Genomic DNA, 21117 nt, shown 5'->3' on the forward strand with positions numbered 1-21117 from the left:
ATTCGAACTAGTTTTTTACAGCTAGTTAATTTTAGAAAAGACTAATCAACTTTCTGAAAAAATGAATCAACATATATAAAGAACCCCAGTTCTACTTTCAACTAAAATTTTCATTATGAAAATTAGGCCTGCAACAAATCACTCCTCTTGGAAAATTGATTACAATCATTTTTCCTCTAAAAATGCAGAACTTATTTTGTCTCACAGAGATAGAATTTGTTCTACGGTATACTTTGATATACCGAATTCAACATAATTTTTTTTATTAAAACAGAATTTAGCAGCTTTTTTATAGGCTACTATTGTTTGTTTTAACTGTTTGATTCTTAACTGATTGTTTAATTGCGTAGGTGCTTGCACTTACTGCAAGAGGTGTTTTATTGTCCATTTTCTAATCTTCCAAATTATGAAAAAAAAATTTACTTTTTGTAGTCTCAATCCTCAAATGAGATTATTAGGACTTTTAACGTTATTCTTTATATGCAGCAATGCATTCTCTCAGACTATTTGTAGACCTGTGTCTCAGACAAATAGTGCAGGAGGAGGGCTTTTGTGTTTAGGAGTAGATGTTAATAGTCCTGCCAATGCTTATGATAGCGCTGGCTTATCCACTTATGCAACCTTAACAAATGGTGTTGCAGTACTTGGATGTTTTGCAGAAGAAACAATGACCTTAAATCAAACGGCCAGAGCCGGTGACCAAGTTGCGATATACTTTGGTACGGGCAACGGATTACTTGATTTAACCTTGTTGTCAAATGCAACGATTCAAGCTAAAAATTCTGGAACCAATGTAGGTTCGAGCGTGGCTTTAAATAGTCCGCTTTTGAATTTGAATTTGCTAAGTGGCAATACTGTTGCTGTTGCAAAATTCCCTATTACGGGTGACACCAACCAAATTCAAATTCAGGTTGGTGGTGGACTTTTAAGTCTTTTGGTAAGCTTAAGAGTCTATGATGTTAGGCTAGAATTTGCACAGCCAACTGTATCTGGAGGTTTATCACAAACAGTTTGTGCGGGAGTTCCAACCACTCTAACAGCTACACCAGCTGCGGGTACTTCGTTGGCTTGGTACAGTTCTGAATTTTCAACAACAGCTTTGGCAGTGGGAAATACGTATACTACTCCTGCTTTAGCAGCAAATACAACATATTATATAGGAATAACTAGAGCTGCAGGCTGCGAAGGAAATGTTCGCGTACCTGTGGTCTTGAATGTGTCTAACCCAGCCATTCCGGCCATTAGTAATGTTGGAACAACGGTTTGTTCGACAGGCGCAACTCAGCAAACGACTTTATCGGTTGTAAATGCTGCTCCAGGAACAATTTACAACTGGTACTCTTCGGCAACTGGTGGTCCTGCTTTAGCTAGTGGAACTACTTATTCTCCAATAGTACCATTAGGAACAACTCAATTTTTTGTAGAAGCTGCTATTGGTAGTTGTGTTAGTTCACGTACGCCAGTTAGTGTTGTTTCTACAGCCGTTCCAATAACACCGACAGTTTTAACGCAAAGTGTGACTATTCAATCTGGTCAGAATGCAACGTTAAATGCATCGACTACAGAGATTGGAGCACAATTAAACTGGTATGAAACTTCAACTGGAGGAACAGCTGTTGCCACAAATACAGCTACTTTTACAACACCAATTTTAACAGCTACTAAAACGTATTATGTTGAAGCACAAAGCCCAAACGGAAATTGTGTTAGTGCAACTAGAGTACCGGTTACAGTAACGGTTCAGCCAGCAGCTTTAGGCGGTTGTCTTGAAGCCAGCAGTCAGGTAACTTCTCAAGTTGGTGTATGTTTATTGTGTAATGCTACAAATCCGAATTTTTCTGTAGACGGAAATCCTGCAACTGCAACAAGACTGACTGTTCCTGCCAATGTATTAGGATCTATGCAGCAAACATTACAATTTACAAATCCAGGAAAAGCTGGTGATATTGTTGATGTTGACTTAGAATTGCCAGGAGGATTAGCAGATGTTCAGTTGTTAAGCGTGATTAGTTTGGCAACCTACAATGGTGCAACTTATAATAATGATAGAGTTGCAATTAATAATCCTCTTATTACTTTGCAGTTGTTGAGCGGTACTAGATATAGAGCTAGCGTTACGGCTGGTGCTAATTTTGACCGTGTAGAAGTTCGTTTAGGAGGTGTGCTTGGTCTTTTAACTAATCTGGATATTTATCAGGCGGCCTATAGATATAAAGCTTCGGTTGTTTCTGGAAATACTGCCATTTGCAGTGGACAAACAGCAACTTTAAATGCTAATCTGGCTTTAGGCGAAACCATTAGATGGTATGATGCTTTAACTGGTGGAAATTTATTAAGCAGTACAGCTTCGTTTACAACTCCAGCCTTGACAGCTAATACAACTTATTATGTTGAATTAACTCGTAATGGTTGCGTTAATAGTGTAAGAAATCCTTTTGCTGTTACAGTCGATAGTCCAGTGGCTCCAACGGCGATTTCTACTGTTCCTGCAAATTTATGTAGTGGAGAAACGACAACGATAACAATTCAATCTCCAGTTGCAGGCACAACGTATAATTGGTATGATGCTGCAACAGGAGGAACTTTGGTATTTACAGGAACTTCTTTTGTAACTCCAAATCTAACTGTTCCAACTACTTATTATATTGAAGCAGTAATTGGAACTTGTTTAAGTGCTCGTACAGCGGTAAATGTAAATGTAAATCCTAGACCAGCGGCACCAGTCCCTGTATCTTCTAGCGTTATTATTCAGTCAGGCCAGAATGTACAGTTGTCTGTTGTAAGTAGCCCTGGAGTTTCTTATTTATGGTATGATGCTCCAACAGGAGGAACTCTTTTGCAAGGTACTGGTAGTAATACTTATATACCTAATCCAGTTTTAACAGCAAATAAAACATTTTATGTAGAAGCTGTAAGTACGGCATCAGATTGTAGAAGCACTTCAAGAGCTGCTATTAATGTAATAGTAACCAATACAGTTAGTACTTGTCTTCAACCAAGTACACAAGCAATAACTGTTGACCCGGGCTTATTGTGTGTTCTATGTAATGGTGTAAATGGACCTAACGCAGTTGATGGAAATCCAAATACATTTTCTTCTTTGACTATAACTGCGGGAGTACTTAATTCATACATACAACAACAACTAAATTTTCTAACACCTGGTCAAGCAGGAGATATCATTGATGTTGAATTAGAATTACCAGGCGGTCTTGCTGATATTGCATTGCTGGGATCTGTAAGCATAGGAACTTCTTTAGGAGGAGTTGAAAATCCAGGCAGACTTGCAGTAAACAATAGTTTATTGAACTTGCAGGTATTATCAGGAAACAAATTCAAAGTTAGTTACCCAACAACTGCTGCATTTGATAGAGTGGATATTAGATTGGGAGCATTAGTTGGCTTATTGACTACTGTAAACATTTATGGAGCTTCTTATAGATTTCCAAATGCCACAATAACTGGAGCAACTGCACCAATTTGTGCTGGTCAATCAGCTAATTTATCTGCAACTTCAACAGGAGGAGAAACTTTTCAATGGTATGATTCTCCAACTTTAGGAAATGTTGTAAGCGTAGCTCCAACAGCTCCATTAACAACTACAACTACATACTACTTAGAATCAACAAGAGGAGGTTGTGTTAACAGCTTGCGCCAAGCGGTTACTGTTAATGTTTTACCAATTCCGACTGCGGCAAATATTGTAATTACAAGTCCAGTTGAAGCTACTTGTTCTGGAGAGGCAGTTTTAACTCCATCTTCTGATATTGCTGGTGTTCAGTTTAAGTATTATAAAGATCAAAATAAAGTAACAGAAATTGTAGATGGAAGTGTAGATGGAAGCATAACATTTGCAAAAGATCCTATTACTGGTGTTCTTTCATTAACTGGTTTAACAACTTTAAATTCTCCTTACAATTTATATATATCTGCAGTTAATGGAGGTACTTGTGAGAATGTGAATGGAGATTTAAAACTAGTAACGGTTAATTTTCCTTCAACAACACCTTTAACGGTTATCACTACTCCATTAGTAGCCTGTGGTACCGCCAATTTGGCTAATGCAATCACTAATTTTGATTCAGCAGCTACTTATACTTTTTATGATCCTTTAAATAATGTAATGACCGCCGATGCTGCTGCAAATGTAACAGTAAGTGGTATTTATTCTATACAAGCACAGGGCGCGACAAGCACTTGCCCGTCAGCTAGACAATCTGTGACCGTAACAATTAATGCGGTACCAACTTTAGTGGTGACTAATCCGCAAGAATCTGTAAATGTTGGAGCTGATGTTGCATTAAATGCTACTTCTACAGGAACTGTAACATGGTTTAATCCACAAGGTGTTGCGCTTGCAGGTCCTCCATTTACAACAGGTTCTTTAAATGTTCCGGGAGTTTACACCTACACGGCTGTTGCAACTTTAGGAACTTGTAGTGTTACTGCAACTAAGGTAATCAATGTGATAGATCTTACTAGCTGTCAAAACTTGACAGAACGAGTTTATGCATCAGGAGAAAGTGAAGGCTTTATACTTACTGGGAGTGTTTCAAACAATGCAAATGCAATTGATGGAAATCCTCAGACATTCTCAACAATTACTACTGGTTTAGGACTTTTAGGAATTGGCACAACATGGCAGAATTTAACTTGGGCAACTCCTATTGCTAAAGGTACTCCTGTAACAGTTAAATTAGGTTCAGAATATAGTTTATTGGCTGTTGGTGAGAACTTATCGGTAGTAGGAACTATTGGAGGTAATCTTATTGGAGCAATGCAGCCTGTGTCGGGATCGCTATTAAAACTAATTTCAGGAGACAATACTTATGAGTTTACTTTTGTTCCTTCAGATGCATCAGGTCCGCAAGATTATGATGGTATTCGTATTGTATCTTCTTCAATTTTAAGTCTTGCTCAAAATACAAAAGTGTTTGAAGCTCATTATAATAAACCAGTTACTGCTGTAACTTGTACTCCAGGAGATATTCAGGATATTTTTTATGGCGCTACAGATATAAACCTTCCTATAGGTGCGGCAACTGCTTTAATAGGTGTAAGTGATGCTTGGAATGTTGCTGATAATGACGTAACAACTTTTGCTACAATGTATAGTGGAGTTGGAGTTGCAGCAGCAGCAGATTTAACGGTGCAATTTAAAACACCTTCTGTTCTTAGTGATACTTTAAGAATTGTGGTTTCAAAACCAGGCAGTCTTTTAAGCGTGAATCTGCTTACAGGATTCTCAATTCAGCGTTATTTAGGAAATGTGGCAGTTGGTGCTCCAATTCAAAATACTAGTACATTATTGAGTATAAAATTATTGCCAGGAAATTCTTTGGCAATGGTATTAGTGTCTTCTCCAACAGAGATTTATGATAGAGTTAGAATTCGTTTAGGAGGTGTTGCTGGAGTATTAGATTTCTTAAGAGTTCATACTGTAGAAAGAACAGCTAACACCACCGTTATTGGAGCAGATCCGCAGAATAAAATTACGGTCTGTCCGGGCAGCGAAATTGAACTCCAGATTCCTGAAGTCGCCTGTTCGACCTATCGATGGTATGATGCCGAGACAGGAGGAAACTTGGTGGCTAGCGGACCAACCTTTACGTTACCAGATAATTTAACTGCAGGTATCTACAAGTATTATGTACAACCAGTACGTTACGGTTGTGAAAATTACGCAAGAGGAGAGGTTACTGTCGAAGTAAAAGCTTCTGCTCCAGTAAATGCTTTAACAGATATTACATTAAACGGAGGAACAGCAACATCAATTTGTTCTGCTTCTGGAACTGTAACTTTAGCAACGGGTTTAAGCGGAACACCTATTTTAACAAATCCTGTATACCATTGGTATAGTCTTAATGGAACAACGAGTCAGTTAATTCCTGGTGAAACAACTGCACAGTTGATAGTAAACGGATTGGCTCCAGGAACTTATACTTATTTCGTTGGAGTGAGTTCAGATGAATTGTGTGAAACTGCAGCAGCAGATAGAAAACAAATCACATTCACAATTTTGCCTCCTTCAATAGGAAGCGATATTTTGGTTGATGATGTAACGGTTTGCCCAGGTTTATCAGCATCATTAACTCCGACTGCACCAGCATTAACTAGTCCAGTATTTACTTGGTATTTAGACGCTGCAAAAACGCAACCAATTACTAATGGAGCTATTATAGGTGGAGTAACTTATGCAATAGATGCAGCTGGTATTTTAACTGCTACAGGTTTAACAAAAGCAGTAAGTCCGATCACCTATTATGTAGCGGTTTCAAGCACTAATACGTGTGAAAATTTAGCAGGAACATTACAAGATGCAGTAATTATAGTTAGCGATCCAAATACGCCAACAACTACAAACGATACTCAGAATTTCTGTTTATCTACTGATCCTACAGTTGCAAATATTCAAGTAAACGAGAGCAATGTTATTTGGTATGATGCAGCGATAGGTGGAAATGTAATTGCTTCAACTACTCCTTTAGTAAGCAGAATTTACTACGGAGCAGCTACAGATGCACTTACAGGCTGTGAAAGTTCAGTGAGATTGGAAGTAACAGTAAATGTTAACGATCCAGGAACACCTACATTAGTAACAGCAGGAGTCCAAAATTTCTGTCAGGTAGATCAGCCTACATTTGCAAGCATTCAGTTTAATCAAGCGAATATTGTTTGGTACACAGCTCTAACAGGCGGAACGTTGATTACATCTAATACGGCTCTAACAACAGGACAATATTTTGCAGCGATTTCAGATCCTGCAACAGGTTGTGAAAGCAATTCAAGGTTGACAGTTGATGTAATTGTAAGCGATCCGGGAACACCAACATTGGTGACTGCAGGAACACAAACTTTCTGTAAAGAAGACCTTCCAACATTTGCAAGTATCCAGACGAATGAAACTAACATAGTTTGGTATACGGCTTTAACAGGCGGAACATTAATTCCATCTACTACGGCTCTAACTACAGGACAGTATTTTGCAGCAATCTCCGACCCAACTACAGGTTGTGAAAGCGCTACAAGATTAACAGTTGATGTAATTGTAAATGACCCAGGAACTCCAACATTGGTGACTGCGGGAACACAAAACTTCTGTTTGGCTAATGCTCCGACATTTGCAAGCATTCAGACTAATGAAACTAATATTGTTTGGTACACAGCTCTAACAGGCGGAACATTGATTCCATCAGCAACAGCTTTAACAACAGGACAATATTTTGCAGCAATTTCAGATCCTGCAACAGGTTGTGAAAGCGCTTCACGATTAACAGTTGATGTAATTGTAAACGATCCAGGAACGCCAACTTTGGTAACAGCAGGAGTACAAAATTTCTGTCAGGTAGATCAGCCTACATTTGCCAGCATTCAGACAAATGAAACTAATATTGTTTGGTACACAGCTATAACAGGCGGAACATTGATTCCATCTACTACGGCTCTGACAACAGGACAATATTTTGCGGCAATTTCAGATCCTGCAACAGGTTGTGAAAGCAATTCAAGATTAACAGTTGATGTAATTGTAAGCGATCCGGGAACACCAACATTGGTGACTGCAGGAACACAAACTTTCTGTAAAGAAGACCTTCCAACATTTGCAAGCGTTCAGTTTAATCAAGCGAATATTGTTTGGTATACGGCTTTAACAGGCGGAACATTGATTCCATCAACAACAGCTTTAACCACAGGACAGTATTTTGCAGCAATTTCAGATCCTGCAACAGGATGCGAAAGCGCTACAAGATTAACAGTTGATGTGATTGTAAATGACCCAGGAACTCCAACATTGGTTACTGCGGGAACACAAAACTTCTGTTTGGCAAATGCTCCTACGTTTGCAAGCATCCAAACTAATGAAACTAACATTGTTTGGTACACAGCATTAACAGGCGGAACATTGATTCCATCAGCAACAGCTTTAACAACAGGACAATATTTTGCAGCAATCTCAGATCCAGCAACAGGCTGCGAAAGCGCTGCAAGATTAACGGTTGATGTAATTGTAAACGATCCGGGAACACCGACTTTAGTAACAGCAGGCACGCAAAACTTCTGTGTGGTAAATGCACCGACTTTTGCAAGTGTTCAGTTTAATCAAACAAATATTGTTTGGTATACAGCTTTAACAGGCGGAACAGTAATTGCGCCAACGACAGCTTTAACAACAGGCCAATATTTTGCAGCGATCTCAGATCCAACAACAGGCTGTGAAAGCAATTCAAGGTTGACAGTTGATGTAATTGTAAGTGATCCGGGAACACCGACTTTAGTAACAGCAGGAACACAAACTTTCTGTAAAGAAGACCTTCCGACATTTGCAAGCGTTCAGTTTAATCAAGCGAATATTGTATGGTATACTGCTTTAACAGGCGGAACATTGATTCCATCAACAACAGCTTTAACCACAGGACAGTATTTTGCAGCAATTTCAGATCCTGCAACAGGATGCGAAAGCGTTACAAGATTAACAGTTGATGTGATTGTAAATGACCCAGGAACTCCAACATTGGTTACTGCGGGAACACAAAACTTCTGTTTGGCAAATGCTCCTACGTTTGCAAGCATCCAAACTAATGAAACTAACATTGTTTGGTACACAGCTTTAACAGGCGGGACAGTAATTGCGCCGACAACAGCTTTGACAACAGGACAATATTTTGCGTCAATTTCAGATCCAACAACAGGTTGCGAAAGCGCTTCAAGATTAACAGTTGATGTAATTGTAAACGATCCAGGAACGCCAACTTTAGTAACAGCAGGAACACAAAACTTCTGTTTGGTTAATGCGCCGACTTTTGCAAGTGTTCAGTTTAATCAAACAAATATTGTTTGGTATACAGCTTTAACAGGCGGAACATTGATTCCATCAGCAACAGCTTTAACAACAGGCCAGTATTTTGCAGCAATTTTAGATCCATCAACAGGATGCGAAAGCGCTTCAAGATTAACAGTTAATGTAAATGTGACTGACCCTGCAACACCAACAACAACTGCTACAGCACAAACTTTCTGTACAGGTACAAATCCTACAGTTGCTAATATTCAAGTGAATGAAAGTAATGTAGTTTGGTACACAACTCAAACAGGAGGAACTGCTTTGGCTGCGACAACTGCGCTAACTACAACAACTTATTTCGGAGCAATTAAAGATCCAGTAACAGGTTGCGAAAGCAGTGTCAGATTGCAAGTGGCTGTAACAGTTGGTAATACATTAAATCCAACGACAAATAGTACAGTACAGACTTTCTGTTCTGCAAATGCTCCAACTATTGCCAATATTCAGGTAAACGAAAACAATGTAACATGGTTTACAGCAGCGACAGGAGGAACAGCAATTCCAGCAGGAACAGCTCTTACTTCAGGAGTTTATTTCGGAAATATAGTTGATCCATCAGGATGTGAAAGTTCAACTCGTCTTCAGGTGACTGTTACCTTAGTTAATCCAAGTCCAACACCGACTACAGCTAACACAACACAAAACTTCTGTACTTTAAATTCGCCAACAGTGGCAAATATTCAAGTAAACGAAGCAAATGTTGTTTGGTATAGCACAGCTACAGGAGGAACAGCAATTGCGCCAACAACAGCTCTTGTTACAGGTACATATTATGGTGCAGTTTCAAGTGCTATTGGATGCGAAAACCCAGCTAGATTAGCTGTTACGGTAAATGTAAATTCGCCAAGCGTAATTACAACACCAAGAACTACACAGACATTCTGTTTATCAGCTTTGCCAACATTGGCTAGTATTTTTGTAAACGAAACAAATGTAGTTTGGTACGCATCTGCAACTGGCGGAACAGCATTAGCAAATACTACTCCGCTTACGGCGACTACTTATTATGCAGGTTCGTTGACTAATACATTTAATGGCTGTGATAACGGACCAAGATTAGGAGTTACAATTGCATTCGAAAATGATTCTGCAGTTCAGCTTGCTACTACAGATGATACTCCTTGTGTATTCAAAGGTGTAACGTATTCAATTGCAAATGGTAAATCTAATTATGTATGGACTATTAATGGAGGTACAATTGTTTCAGGCGGTGGTACAAACGATGGTTCTGTAACCGTTTCTTGGTCAGATATTGGTCCAGGAAAAGTAACTGTAGCTTATGTTAATAATTGCGACGAAAGAACAATTAAAACGTTAGATGTTACTGTTGCAAGCTGTTCAGATTTAACTATTACGCATACTGTAGATAATCCAACACCGAACTTTGGAGATAAAGTAACGTTTACGATTACAGTAAACAATGTAGGTGAAGGAGATTTTATAAATACTATTGTGAGTGATTTGCTTCCTAGCGGTTTACAATTGGTAAGTTCTTCGGCAACCGCAGGAACATACGATCCAGCGACACAGCTTTGGACTATACCAACATTAACGGCAGGTCAGAGCGTAGTATTGACAGTTGTTGCAGAAGTATTATCAAGCGGAAACTACACTAGCGTTGCTACCGTTGAAATTTCGACTCCTTTAGATGTTGATGCATCAAATAATTCAGCTTCGGTTACATTAGAACCAATTTGTCTAACGGTTTACAATGAGTTTACTCCAAACAATGATGGTAAAAACGATTTGTTCAGAATTGACTGTATTGAGTCTTATCCAAACAACGAACTGAAAGTATTTAACAGATACGGAGCATTAGTGTATAGTAAAACACGTTATGAAAATGATTGGAACGGTACAGCAAATGTATCCGGTGTAGTTAATAGAGGAGATATGCTGCCAACAGGTACTTATTTTTATGTGATAACCATTGGAGATGGAACGGTTAAAAAAGGCTGGTTGTCTATTATGAGATAATCCACTTCTATTAATCATCTAATTAATTAAACTAAATAAGTATCGTTATGAAACTATATATAAAATCATTAGAAACATATTTCATTTTAATATGTTCTTTTATTACGGTTTGCGCTTCGGCACAACAAGATCCCGAATATACCCAGTATATGTATAATACTATGGCGGTAAATCCAGCGTATGCTGGATCTACCGGAACCATAGAAGCAGCACTTTTATATCGTTCTCAATGGGTCGGAATGCCTGGAGCTCCAGAAACACAGTCTTTCTCTATTCATGCTCCTCTTAGAAATGAAAAATTAGGAGTAGGTCTAAGTATTGTAAATGATAAAATCGGACCGTCCAACGAACTGTATCTTGATGGGAACTTCTCTTATTCATTACCTCTCGGATATGAAAAAAGATTAGCTTTTGGTATAAAAGCTGGTACGAGAATGTTAAACATCGATTGGTCTAAAGGAAGATACTACGATGATGATGATGTTTTGTTAAATCAGAACATTAACAATCAGATGAAACTAGCTGTAGGAGCTGGTATTTACTACTATACAGAAAAATGGTATGTAGGATTCTCTATTCCAAGTTTTATTCAGAATGATTACTATGACGATGTGAAAGAATCTATAGATTATGATCGTTTGCACTACTATTTAATGGGGGGATATGTTTTTGATTTGAATCCAAATTTGAAATTTAAACCAGCATTTTTAGTAAAAGCCGTAAGTGGAGCACCGCTTACCGCAGATGTATCAGCAAATTTCATGATTCAAGAAAAGTTTGTTATAGGAGGAGCGTATCGAACAGATGATTCGATAAGCATATTGGCAGGTTTTCAAATATCACCAAGTTTCTCTCTTGGATATGCTTTTGATTATACTGTAAGCCAATTGAATAAATACAATGATGGCTCACACGAGATCATCTTGCGTTATCAATTTGTGAAAAACCAAAGCAAAATTAAATCTCCTCGATTCTTCTAAAAACAAAACTTATGAGAAAACTATATATCCTATGTTTAATTTTGAGCGTTACGTTTAGTTTCGCTCAAAAAACTAACTTAAAGAAAGCTGATGCTTTGTTTAAAAACTTCTCTTATTTGGATGCTTCCAAAGCTTACGAAGAATGTTTGCAAAACATAAAAGATCCATCAGCGCAGACTTTGAAGAACGCGGCAGATTCCTACTATTTTATTTCTGATTCTAGAAATGCATTAAAATGGTATAGAAAGCTATATGAAGTGCAAGGAAATAATCTGACTGATATTTACTACCTGCGTTATATTCAATCTATGAAAGCAGTTATGGATTATGATGAGGCAGATAAAATCACAAAAGAATATCTAGATAAAAAAGGTGATAAAGTAGAGATTAATAAATATGTTGCCCAAAAGAAATATATGGACAGCGTTGCTAAAGCAAAACCGCTTTACACTATTAAAAATTTGGATATTAATACCAGTAAATCAGATTTTGGAGCTACATTTTTTAAAGATAATGTAGTATTTACGTCAGCTCGTGATACAACAAAGTTTAGTGAGAAATTGTATACCTGGAATAATCAGCCTTTTCTTAACTTGTACATTGCAGAAAGAAATCCCGCAGACGGAAGTTTATTCAACGAGACGGTTTTTCTTCCAAACGTAATGACCAAGTATCATGAAGCTACGGCAAGTTTTGATAGTAAAGGAAGTACCATTTATTATTCGACCAATATTGTAAAGAAAAATAAATTGGTTGTTGATGAGGCCAGAGTAAACAATTTTCAGATTGTCAAAGGATCAATTGTCAATAATAAATTAGAAAATCCTCAGAAAGTATTTTTTGATAGCGATGATTATTCTGTAGGACATCCATCATTAAGCGAAGACGGACAATTGCTTTTCTTTGCTTCAGACATGCCTGGAGGTCAAGGCGAAACAGATTTGTACGTGGTGAAAATTGCGGCCGACGGAACCATGAGTTCTCCTAAAAATTTAGGGCCAAATATTAATACGATTGGTAACGAAGTGTTTCCATTTTACCAAAATGGAGTTTTGTACTTTTCGTCTGATGGACATTATGGCTGGGGTGATTTAGATGTTTATGAAAGTAAACTTTTACCCGATGGAACATTTTCTGCGCCAAGAAATCTTGGAGCACCTATCAACAGTAATAAAGACGATTTTTCTTTTATAATTGATAGAACAGATGCTTATGGCTACTTTTCTTCAAATAGAGCAGGAGGAAAGGGCGATGATGATATTTACTCTTTTGTAAAAGGAAAACCAGTTTGCAACCAAAGTATTTCTGGAATGGCTATCGATCATAAAACAAAAAAGCCTTTAACAGATGTTACGATAATGGCGTACAACTCTTTTAGTGAAGTTCTGGGCGAAACCAAAACAAACTTTGACGGAAAATATGCTATTGAAGTTCCTTGCAACAAAGTGGTAAAAATGATTGCCGCAAAACAAAATTACAGTAGTGATGATAAAACAGTTGAAACAACTGGTGAAAATGGTGGCGAAATAAAAGATGTAAATTTTGAATTGAGCAATTATGATGACTTAGTTGTCAAAAAACAAGGAGTTGAAAAAGTGGATGTAAATCCAATTTACTTCGATTATGACAAGTATGACATTACACCAAAAGCTGTAGAAGAATTGTCTAAAGTGGTCTTCATTATGCAGAAGTTTCCAAACATCAGAATCAAAATTGAATCGCATACCGATTCACGCGGAAAGGATTCGTACAACTTGAAACTTTCAGATAATAGAGCAAAATCAACTCGAGATTATATCCTTTCGCAGGGCATAGATGCTTCTCGTATCGAAAGTGCTATCGGCTATGGTGAAACACGATTAATTAATAAATGTAAAAATGGTGTAAAATGTTCTGAAGAGGAGCATGTGCTAAATAGACGTTCAGATTTTATCATTATTCAAAAATAGTTCTATATTTGTGCTGTAAAGTATTGATTTTCAGTTTAAAATATAAAACGTCGAAACCATTTGGAAGTTGGTTTTTTTAATTCTTTTTTAAGAATAATGGACAAGGAGGAAATCAGACTGCATGTATTTGCAGTCTGATTTTTGATTTTTTAAAACTTTTATTTTTTCTGCATTTGAACAAAAATAAATTCTAATTTTGATATTCAGTTTTACATTATTATAATCTGCAATATTTTACTATTTATGAGCATTCAAGAGACCATTCAAGCATTACGAAATGAACTTAATCAGCACAACTATAATTACTATGTGTTAGACAATGCTACAATTTCAGATTATGATTTTGATATTAAGCTAAAAGAACTTCAGGATTTAGAAAATAAACATCCAGAGTTTTTTGACGAAAATTCGCCAACTCAACGAGTAGGAGGAACTGTTACCAAAAATTTCAAAACCATAGCGCATCAATACAGAATGTATTCTTTGGATAATTCTTATTCTAAAGAAGATCTTTTAGACTGGGAAAACCGCATTCAGAAAGTTTTAGGAAACGTAAACTTGCAATACACCTGCGAACTAAAATACGATGGAGCCTCAATAAGTATTACGTACGAAAACGGAAAATTGGTTCAGGCCTTAACGCGTGGAGATGGTTTTCAAGGAGATGAGGTAACGAGCAACATAAAAACCATAAAATCAGTTCCGTTGCATTTGAAAGGAAATTATCCTGATAAGTTTGACATTCGTGGAGAAATTATTCTTCCGTTTGCCGGTTTTGAAAAAATGAACCAGGAATTAATAGAAATTGGCGAAACTCCATATTCAAACCCAAGAAATACCGCTTCAGGAAGTTTAAAATTACAAGACAGTGCTGAGGTTGCCAAACGCCCACTAGAATGCTTACTTTATTTTGTAACAGGAAACAATCTGCCTTTTAAAACGCAATATGAAGGACTAGAATTAGCTAGAAGCTGGGGCTTTAAAGTTCCAAAAGAAGCAAAACTAGTTAATAGTATGCAAGAAGTTTTTGACTTCATTGATTATTGGGATGTTCACCGTCATAATTTGCCTTATGAAACAGATGGAGTTGTTGTAAAAGTCAACAGCATTCAGCATCAGGAGGAATTAGGATATACAGCAAAATCGCCACGTTGGGCAATTGCTTACAAATTTAAATCAGAACAAGTTTCAACTAAATTAAAATCAATTTCGTATCAAGTTGGAAGAACTGGAGCTATAACGCCAGTTGCCAATCTAGAACCTGTGCAGCTAGCTGGAACTATTGTAAAAAGAGCTTCTCTTCATAATGCTGATCAAATTGAAAAATTAGATATTAGAATAAATGATACTGTTTTTGTTGAAAAAGGAGGAGAAATTATTCCGAAAATCATTGCAGTAGATTTAGAAAAACGTCCTGAAAATTCAGAACCAACACATTATATTTCTTATTGTCCAGAGTGCCATACAGAATTGGTTCGAAATGTTGGAGAAGCCAATCATTATTGTCCTAATTTCTATGGATGTCCTCCGCAGATTATTGGAAGAATTCAGCACTACATTTCAAGAAAAGCAATGGATATTGAAGGGCTTGGGGGAGAAACAGTGGCGCTGCTTTTCAAAAATAACCTAGTGCACAATTATGCCGATCTGTATGAATTGAAAGTTGAGGATATTCTGCATTTGGAAAGAATGGCTCAAAAATCTGCTGAAAATCTGGTAAACGGAGTTCAGAAATCAAAAGAAATTCCGTTCGAAAGCGTATTGTTTGCGCTTGGAATTCGTTTTGTTGGAGAAACAGTTGCCAAAAAACTAGCCAAACATTATAAAAACATAGATGCTTTAGCACAGGCTTCTTTAATGGATTTAATTTTGGTTGATGAAATTGGAGAAAGAATTGCTAGAAGTGTTATCGAATTCTTCGAAAATGAAGAAAATAGAAAAATTATTGAACGATTAAAAAGTTATGGAATTCAATTTGAAATTGAAGAAAAAATAAACCCAAATGCTACTGATAAATTTGTAGGAAAAACTTTTGTAGTTTCTGGCGTCTTTAGCCAATTTTCTAGAGATGAATTAAAGAAGGCTATCGAAGATAACGGAGGGAAAGTAGGAAGCTCAATTTCTGCAAAAACAGATTTTGTAGTCGCGGGAGATAATATGGGACCAGCAAAACTGGAAAAAGCAACAAAGCTGAACATCACTATATTGTCAGAAGAAGACTTTATAAACAAATTGAATGAAGCCTAATAAACCATCATTAATTTTGTTCTTTTTCGGCTTGTTTTGTACCATCATTTTTGATTGGACAGAACAAGATGTTTTTGCGACATATGCAAAAGCGATTGTTCTCCCTGCTATTTTTATTTATTATTTAATTAGCAGTGAGTTTCAAATCGGAAAAACAGAAGGATTAATTTTTTTATTCTGTTTTGTTGGACAAGTTTATGATTTAATGGATGTTGAAAGCTCTGAATTAGGAGGAGTGCTCAGTTTTCTAGTTGTTTATAGTTTAATCGTCACTATATTTATTCGACAGCACGAAAGAATCAGATTAACCAAACGCGATATTCTGCCAATTTCTATTGTAGTTGTTTTTATAGTCTATTTGTTAATCTCTGTTTTGAGTCTGCAGCTCGACAGCATGAGAAAATTTATTGTAATATACACCGTGTACGGAATCGTTCTGAGTATCTTGAGCTATTTCTGTTTTGTAAGTTACATCACAAAGGGAACACATATAGCGCTACTGATGTCGCTCATGGCAATAAGCTACATTTTCTCAGATATCTTCTATATTTTTAATGAATATTTCTCGTATTCTATTGTTTTAGTTTTAATACGAGATACAACTCAAATTCTAGCTTATTTCTTTATGGTAGAATACTTTTTAGAAAAAGCTAGAATTCAAAAAAAGACTATACAATAATAGTTGCACTTTGGTTTGTATGCGCTTTGTTTTTATCAAAATAGAAATCGATACGGCCTAAATTAATTCCGTAACACCCAACTTGATTAACAAGAACCTCTTTTCCAGCCTTATTTTTTACAATTGTAGGTTTGTCTAAGAAAGTATGCGTATGTCCTCCAATAATTAAATCAATGTCTTGCGTTTGTTCTGCAAATGTCAAATCACTAATTTTTGTTGCATCATCTTTGTATTTATAACCCAAATGCGAAAGACAAATTACCAAATCACATTTTTGTTCTTGCTTTAAAAGTTTTGTCATATCCTGAGCAACTTCCACTGGATTATTGTAAACTGTTTCTAGATATAATTTTTTATCTACTAAACCTTGCAATTCAATTCCAACACCAAAAACACCAACCTTAATTCCATTTTTATTAAAGATTTTGTACGGTTTCACATGTCCGTCCATAACCGTATTTTTAAAATCATAGTTAGAGTTGATAAAGTCAAAAGTTGCGTGCGGAAGCTGTGCATATAATCCGTCAAGACCATTATCAAAATCGTGATTTCCAATTGTAGAAGCATCATACTTCATCATACTCATCAATTTGAATTCTAATTCACCTCCGTAATAATTGAAATATGGCGTTCCCTGAAAAATATCACCAGCATCCAATAAAAGTACATTTGGGTTTTCTTTACGAATAGTTTCAATCAACGCTGCACGACGAGAAACACCACCTTTGTTAGGATTACGCGGATCATCAGCAGGAAAAGGGTCAATATGGCTATGCACATCATTAGTATGTAGAATCGTTAAATGCTTAATCTCGTTACTTTCAAAACTGCTCAAAGACAATCCTAAACTTAATAGGGCAGTACTCGCTGCTGTTTTTTCGATAAACTCTCTTCTTTTCATTTTATATATTTTTTGGAGAAATGCTTTGCTTGTTTTTTATAATTTTTATTCCTCTGTGATTCTGATATTTTTTGGAGCAACTACAGTGTCAACTTCTTTAAAATAATCAATCAATACATCTCTAAGCTTGTAGTTTAAGTCAAACTTTTGAGTGCTTTTTGCAAAGAAAGTCATGCTGTCTCCGCCATTTGCCAAGTAATCGTTTGTAGCAACATAGTACGTTTTGTTTAAGTCAAGCGGTTTGCCTTGCACCATGATGTTTTTTGCCTTATTGTCTTTTGTAATTGTAAAAGTCATTCCAGACAATGGCTGAGGTTTTTTCTCCTTAATAATATAAGCAGCAATTTCTGAGATTTGCTCACCTTTTAAAGCGAGAACAACCAAGCTGTTTTCAAAAGGCATAATTTCAAAAGCCGATCTAGTTGTAACATTTCCTTTTGGAAGAATAGCACGAATACCGCCATGATTTAAAAGACATAAATCGATATCTTTCTTTTCGCGAGCGTTAAAAACAATGTTTCCTCTTAGTACACAAACATCTGCCATCAAGCTTCCAATGCCAGTTTGCCATTTTCCAGTGCTTTTGTCAAGAGTTTCTGGGCAATAAGCCAATACATTATCCAAATCTTTATTAATGTGATCGCGATAAGGCTTAATAAAGTTTTCAATTTCAGGAGTTTCTGCAGCTTTTTCAGTAACAGGGAGTTGTTTTCCTTCAATTTTAGTTAAATTGTAGTTATTCTTACTACAGGAAGAGATTAAAAAAAGTGTTAAGAATATAACAAAAAGTTTTAAAAATCCGTTATACTTTTTTAGTTTTACCATTTTAAATGCAACTTAAATAATTAATTTTGTAATCTAGTAAAAGTACTATGTTTTTGAATTATATAAAGGAATTTTTTGTAAAAAAATCATTAAATAATAATTTAAATAAGGAAAAAAACGAAGTATTTACTAAGAACATCCAATCAATTGGTTTATTGATAGATGAGAGCGATTTTGAGTATTCGGAAGCGGTAGTAAAGGAGTTAACGCTCCACGGAATTGCTTTAGAAAATATAAAAGTTCTTGCGTACACAGGAAAATTTAAGGAAAAAGAAACCTATTCTCGTCCTACTTTTGGTAAAAAACACATCAGTTGGAACGGAGAAATTACAGAAGGTTTCTTGAATGATTTTGTGAATTCAGAATTTGATCTTTTGCTGAGTTATTATAATGTCGAGAATAGTATTTTGATGTTAATCACGAGCAAGTCAAAAGCTAAATTTAAAGTCGGATTTTCTGCTGTAGATCAGAGGCTAAATCGTTGGATGATTAGTACAGAATTAGGAAGCTATAAACTATTCGTTTCAGAATTGTTTAGGTATTTAAAAAATATAAAATAAATTAATAATAATATGCAATCATTGATAGGAACTGGTGTTGCGCTTGTGACGCCATTTAAAAAAGATTTTTCAGTTGACATTGAGGCTTTACAGCGAATTGTAAACTTCTCTATAGATGGCGGAGTGGAGTATCTTGTTGTGATGGGGACAACAGCAGAAAATGCAACCCTTACAGCAGAGGAGAAAGAGTTGGTTATAAAGACTGTAATCGATGTGAATAAAGGAAGATTGCCTCTAGTTTTAGGAGTTGGAGGAAATAATACTATGCAGATTGTTGAGGAGCTAAAAACAAGAGATTTTTCTGCTTTTGAAGCGATATTATCGGTTTCTCCATATTATAATAAACCAACTCAGGAAGGAATTTATCAACATTTTAAAGCAATTGCTGAAGCTTCTCCAATTCCAGTAATCCTATATAATGTTCCGGGAAGAACGGCAAGCAATATGCTTCCTTCAACAGTAGTGCGTTTGGCTAACGATTTTAAAAATGTTGTAGCTATTAAAGAAGCAGCTGGAGATATGGCTCAAGCGATGCAGATTATTAAAAATGCTCCAAAAGATTTCTTAGTGATTTCTGGAGACGATATGTTGGCTTTACCGATCGTTTTGGCTGGAGGAGCAGGTGTTATTTCTGTAATCGGACAAGGTTTTCCTAAAGAATTTTCAGAAATGATTCGTTTAGGACTAAATAAAAAAGCGGCTGACGCTTACAAAACACATTACTTTTTGTCAGACAGTATTGATATGATTTTTGAGCAGGGAAATCCAGCTGGAATCAAACAAATCTTCCAAGCCCTTGGAATTGCTGAGAATACTGTTCGTCTTCCATTAGTTTCTGTTGATGAATCTCTAGCAACAAGGTTAAATGACTTTGTAAAAAACAGCATTAAATAATTGTTAAAGTGCTAGTATTTTAAGATACTAAAAAATTATTTTGCAGTAGCTAAATTAATAACTAAATTTGCCACCGAAACTTCGGTGCGATTTCACTTTGGCATAATTAATTGTCTGAGAGATTGTAATAACAGTAAGAAAATGAAAAAAATAGTATCGCTATTAATTGTTGTAACTCTTTTTTATTCTTGTGGAGAATATCAAAAAGCGTTGAAAAATGATGATGTTGCAGCAAAATTTGAAGTGGCAACAAAAATGTATGATGCTGGTAAATACACAAAGGCGATTCGTCTTTTTGAGCAACTGGCAACTTCGTACAGAGGAAAACCACAAGCAGAAAAACTGTTTTACATGTTTTCGCAATCGTATTATAAAACAAAACAATATTATTTAGCTGGTTATCAGTTTGAAGCTTTTGTTTCGGGATATCCAAGAAGTGAAAAAGTGCAGGAAGCTGCGTTTTTAGGAGCTTATAGTTATTCTAAGTTGTCGCCAGTTTATAGCTTAGATCAAGCAGATACGGTAAAGGCATTAGAGAAATTACAGACTTTTATTGAAAATTATCCAAATTCTGAATATATTCCTCAAGCAAATGAGACTGTACAGAAGCTAAATGGTAAATTGGAGAAAAAAGCTTACGAGAATGCTAAAGGATACAATACAATATCAGATTACAAATCGGCTTTAATAGCTTTTGATAATTTTATTGCTGATTTTCCTGGTACACCATTTAAAGAAGATGCGCTTTTCTATAAATACGATTCTGCATATAAATTAGCAATTAACAGTGTTCCTTCAAAAATGGAAGATCGTTTACATGTTGCACAAACATGCTATGCTAACTTATTGAAGTTTAAAAGCGATACGAAATATAAAAAAGAGGCAGACGAAATGAATGCCAGAGTTGAAACAGATTTACAAAAATTTACTAAATAAAATAAAGTCATGGATTTAAAAAAGACGAATGCTCCTGTAAACACAATAACTTACAATAAAACAGTTATTGAAGAGCCAACAGGAAATGTGTATGAGGCAATTACCATTATGGCTAAAAGAGCAAATCAAATTAATTCAGAGATTAAAAAAGAATTGACTGAAAAATTAGAAGAGTTTGCTACTTACAATGATAGTCTAGAAGAAGTTTTTGAAAATAAAGAACAAATTGAAGTTTCTAAATTTTACGAAAAATTACCAAAACCACACGCTTTAGCTGTTCAAGAATGGTTAGACGGTAAAACTTACCACAGAAGTTCAAACAAATAA

11 protein-coding genes are annotated in these 21117 nt (G+C 36.0%); 9 read left to right on the top strand and 2 right to left on the bottom strand.

The window, feature by feature from the left end; all coding sequences use genetic code 11:
- Positions 1-406: 406 nt before the first annotated feature.
- From NCC77_RS11415 to NCC77_RS11435, 5 genes are all read left to right on the top strand, one after another.
- Positions 407-10819, top strand: a complete 10413-nt coding sequence (locus NCC77_RS11415; protein ID WP_250835668.1) for an Ig-like domain-containing protein — start codon at positions 407-409, stop codon at positions 10817-10819.
- A gap of 47 nt (positions 10820-10866) precedes the next feature.
- Entirely contained in the window at positions 10867-11799 is a 933-nt protein-coding gene (locus NCC77_RS11420; RefSeq protein WP_250835669.1) for a PorP/SprF family type IX secretion system membrane protein, read from the top strand.
- A gap of 11 nt (positions 11800-11810) precedes the next feature.
- Positions 11811-13748 carry an OmpA family protein gene (locus tag NCC77_RS11425; RefSeq protein ID WP_250835670.1) on the top strand — a complete coding sequence of 646 codons (1938 nt, stop codon included), beginning with the start codon at positions 11811-11813 and terminating at the stop codon, positions 13746-13748.
- A gap of 243 nt (positions 13749-13991) precedes the next feature.
- The gene (ligA, locus tag NCC77_RS11430; protein WP_250835671.1) at positions 13992-15995 is read left to right on the top strand and encodes an NAD-dependent DNA ligase LigA; all 2004 of its coding nucleotides are present in this window, start codon (positions 13992-13994) and stop codon (positions 15993-15995) included.
- Positions 15985-16674 carry a hypothetical protein gene (locus NCC77_RS11435; RefSeq protein WP_250835672.1) on the top strand — a complete coding sequence of 230 codons (690 nt, stop codon included), beginning with the start codon at positions 15985-15987 and terminating at the stop codon, positions 16672-16674. The genes ligA and NCC77_RS11435 overlap by 11 nt, the downstream gene beginning before the upstream one ends.
- Here the strand turns inward: NCC77_RS11435 and NCC77_RS11440 are convergent.
- Together NCC77_RS11440 and NCC77_RS11445 are read right to left on the bottom strand one after the other, a co-directional pair.
- Complete coding sequence (locus tag NCC77_RS11440) at positions 16664-17575, bottom strand: bifunctional metallophosphatase/5'-nucleotidase (protein WP_250835673.1); 912 nt, start codon at positions 17573-17575, stop codon at positions 16664-16666. The two genes, NCC77_RS11435 and NCC77_RS11440, sit on opposite strands and share 11 nt — an antisense overlap.
- Positions 17576-17620: 45 nt before the next feature.
- Positions 17621-18400 carry a 5'-nucleotidase C-terminal domain-containing protein gene (locus NCC77_RS11445; RefSeq protein ID WP_250835674.1) on the bottom strand — a complete coding sequence of 260 codons (780 nt, stop codon included), beginning with the start codon at positions 18398-18400 and terminating at the stop codon, positions 17621-17623.
- A 47-nt stretch (positions 18401-18447) separates the two neighbouring features.
- On the opposite strand from NCC77_RS11445, the gene NCC77_RS11450 reads away from it, so the two are divergent.
- The 4 genes from NCC77_RS11450 to NCC77_RS11465 all read left to right on the top strand — a co-directional run bounded on the left by NCC77_RS11450 (position 18448) and on the right by NCC77_RS11465 (position 21117).
- Positions 18448-18960: a DUF6913 domain-containing protein gene (locus NCC77_RS11450; protein WP_250835675.1), complete on the top strand. Its 513-nt coding sequence runs from the start codon at positions 18448-18450 to the stop codon at positions 18958-18960.
- A gap of 12 nt (positions 18961-18972) precedes the next feature.
- Positions 18973-19854 (top strand): 4-hydroxy-tetrahydrodipicolinate synthase, encoded by an 882-nt coding sequence (gene dapA, locus NCC77_RS11455; RefSeq protein ID WP_250835676.1) that lies wholly within the window; start codon positions 18973-18975, stop codon positions 19852-19854.
- 141 nt (positions 19855-19995) lie between these two features.
- Positions 19996-20790 (top strand): outer membrane protein assembly factor BamD, encoded by a 795-nt coding sequence (locus tag NCC77_RS11460; RefSeq protein ID WP_250835677.1) that lies wholly within the window; start codon positions 19996-19998, stop codon positions 20788-20790.
- A 9-nt stretch (positions 20791-20799) separates the two neighbouring features.
- A complete protein-coding gene (locus NCC77_RS11465) occupies positions 20800-21117 on the top strand; it encodes a DNA-directed RNA polymerase subunit omega (RefSeq protein ID WP_008463064.1) in 318 nt (105 codons plus the stop codon).

The sequence above is a fragment of the Flavobacterium tyrosinilyticum genome (assembly GCF_023656565.1).
Taxonomy (GTDB): Bacteria; Bacteroidota; Bacteroidia; order Flavobacteriales; family Flavobacteriaceae; genus Flavobacterium; species Flavobacterium tyrosinilyticum.

Excerpts from the sequence above, each read along its gene's own strand:
- NCC77_RS11415 (WP_250835668.1), top strand. The coding sequence starts at position 407 with ATGAAAAAAAAATTTACTTTTTGTAGTCTCAATCCTCAAATGAGATTA.
- NCC77_RS11420 (WP_250835669.1), top strand. The coding sequence starts at position 10,867 with ATGAAACTATATATAAAATCATTAGAAACATATTTCATTTTAATATGT.
- NCC77_RS11425 (WP_250835670.1), top strand. The coding sequence starts at position 11,811 with ATGAGAAAACTATATATCCTATGTTTAATTTTGAGCGTTACGTTTAGT.
- ligA (WP_250835671.1), top strand. The coding sequence starts at position 13,992 with ATGAGCATTCAAGAGACCATTCAAGCATTACGAAATGAACTTAATCAG.
- NCC77_RS11435 (WP_250835672.1), top strand. The coding sequence starts at position 15,985 with ATGAAGCCTAATAAACCATCATTAATTTTGTTCTTTTTCGGCTTGTTT.
- NCC77_RS11440 (WP_250835673.1), bottom strand. The coding sequence starts at position 17,575 with ATGAAAAGAAGAGAGTTTATCGAAAAAACAGCAGCGAGTACTGCCCTA.
- NCC77_RS11445 (WP_250835674.1), bottom strand. The coding sequence starts at position 18,400 with ATGGTAAAACTAAAAAAGTATAACGGATTTTTAAAACTTTTTGTTATA.
- NCC77_RS11450 (WP_250835675.1), top strand. The coding sequence starts at position 18,448 with ATGTTTTTGAATTATATAAAGGAATTTTTTGTAAAAAAATCATTAAAT.
- dapA (WP_250835676.1), top strand. The coding sequence starts at position 18,973 with ATGCAATCATTGATAGGAACTGGTGTTGCGCTTGTGACGCCATTTAAA.
- NCC77_RS11460 (WP_250835677.1), top strand. The coding sequence starts at position 19,996 with ATGAAAAAAATAGTATCGCTATTAATTGTTGTAACTCTTTTTTATTCT.
- NCC77_RS11465 (WP_008463064.1), top strand. The coding sequence starts at position 20,800 with ATGGATTTAAAAAAGACGAATGCTCCTGTAAACACAATAACTTACAAT.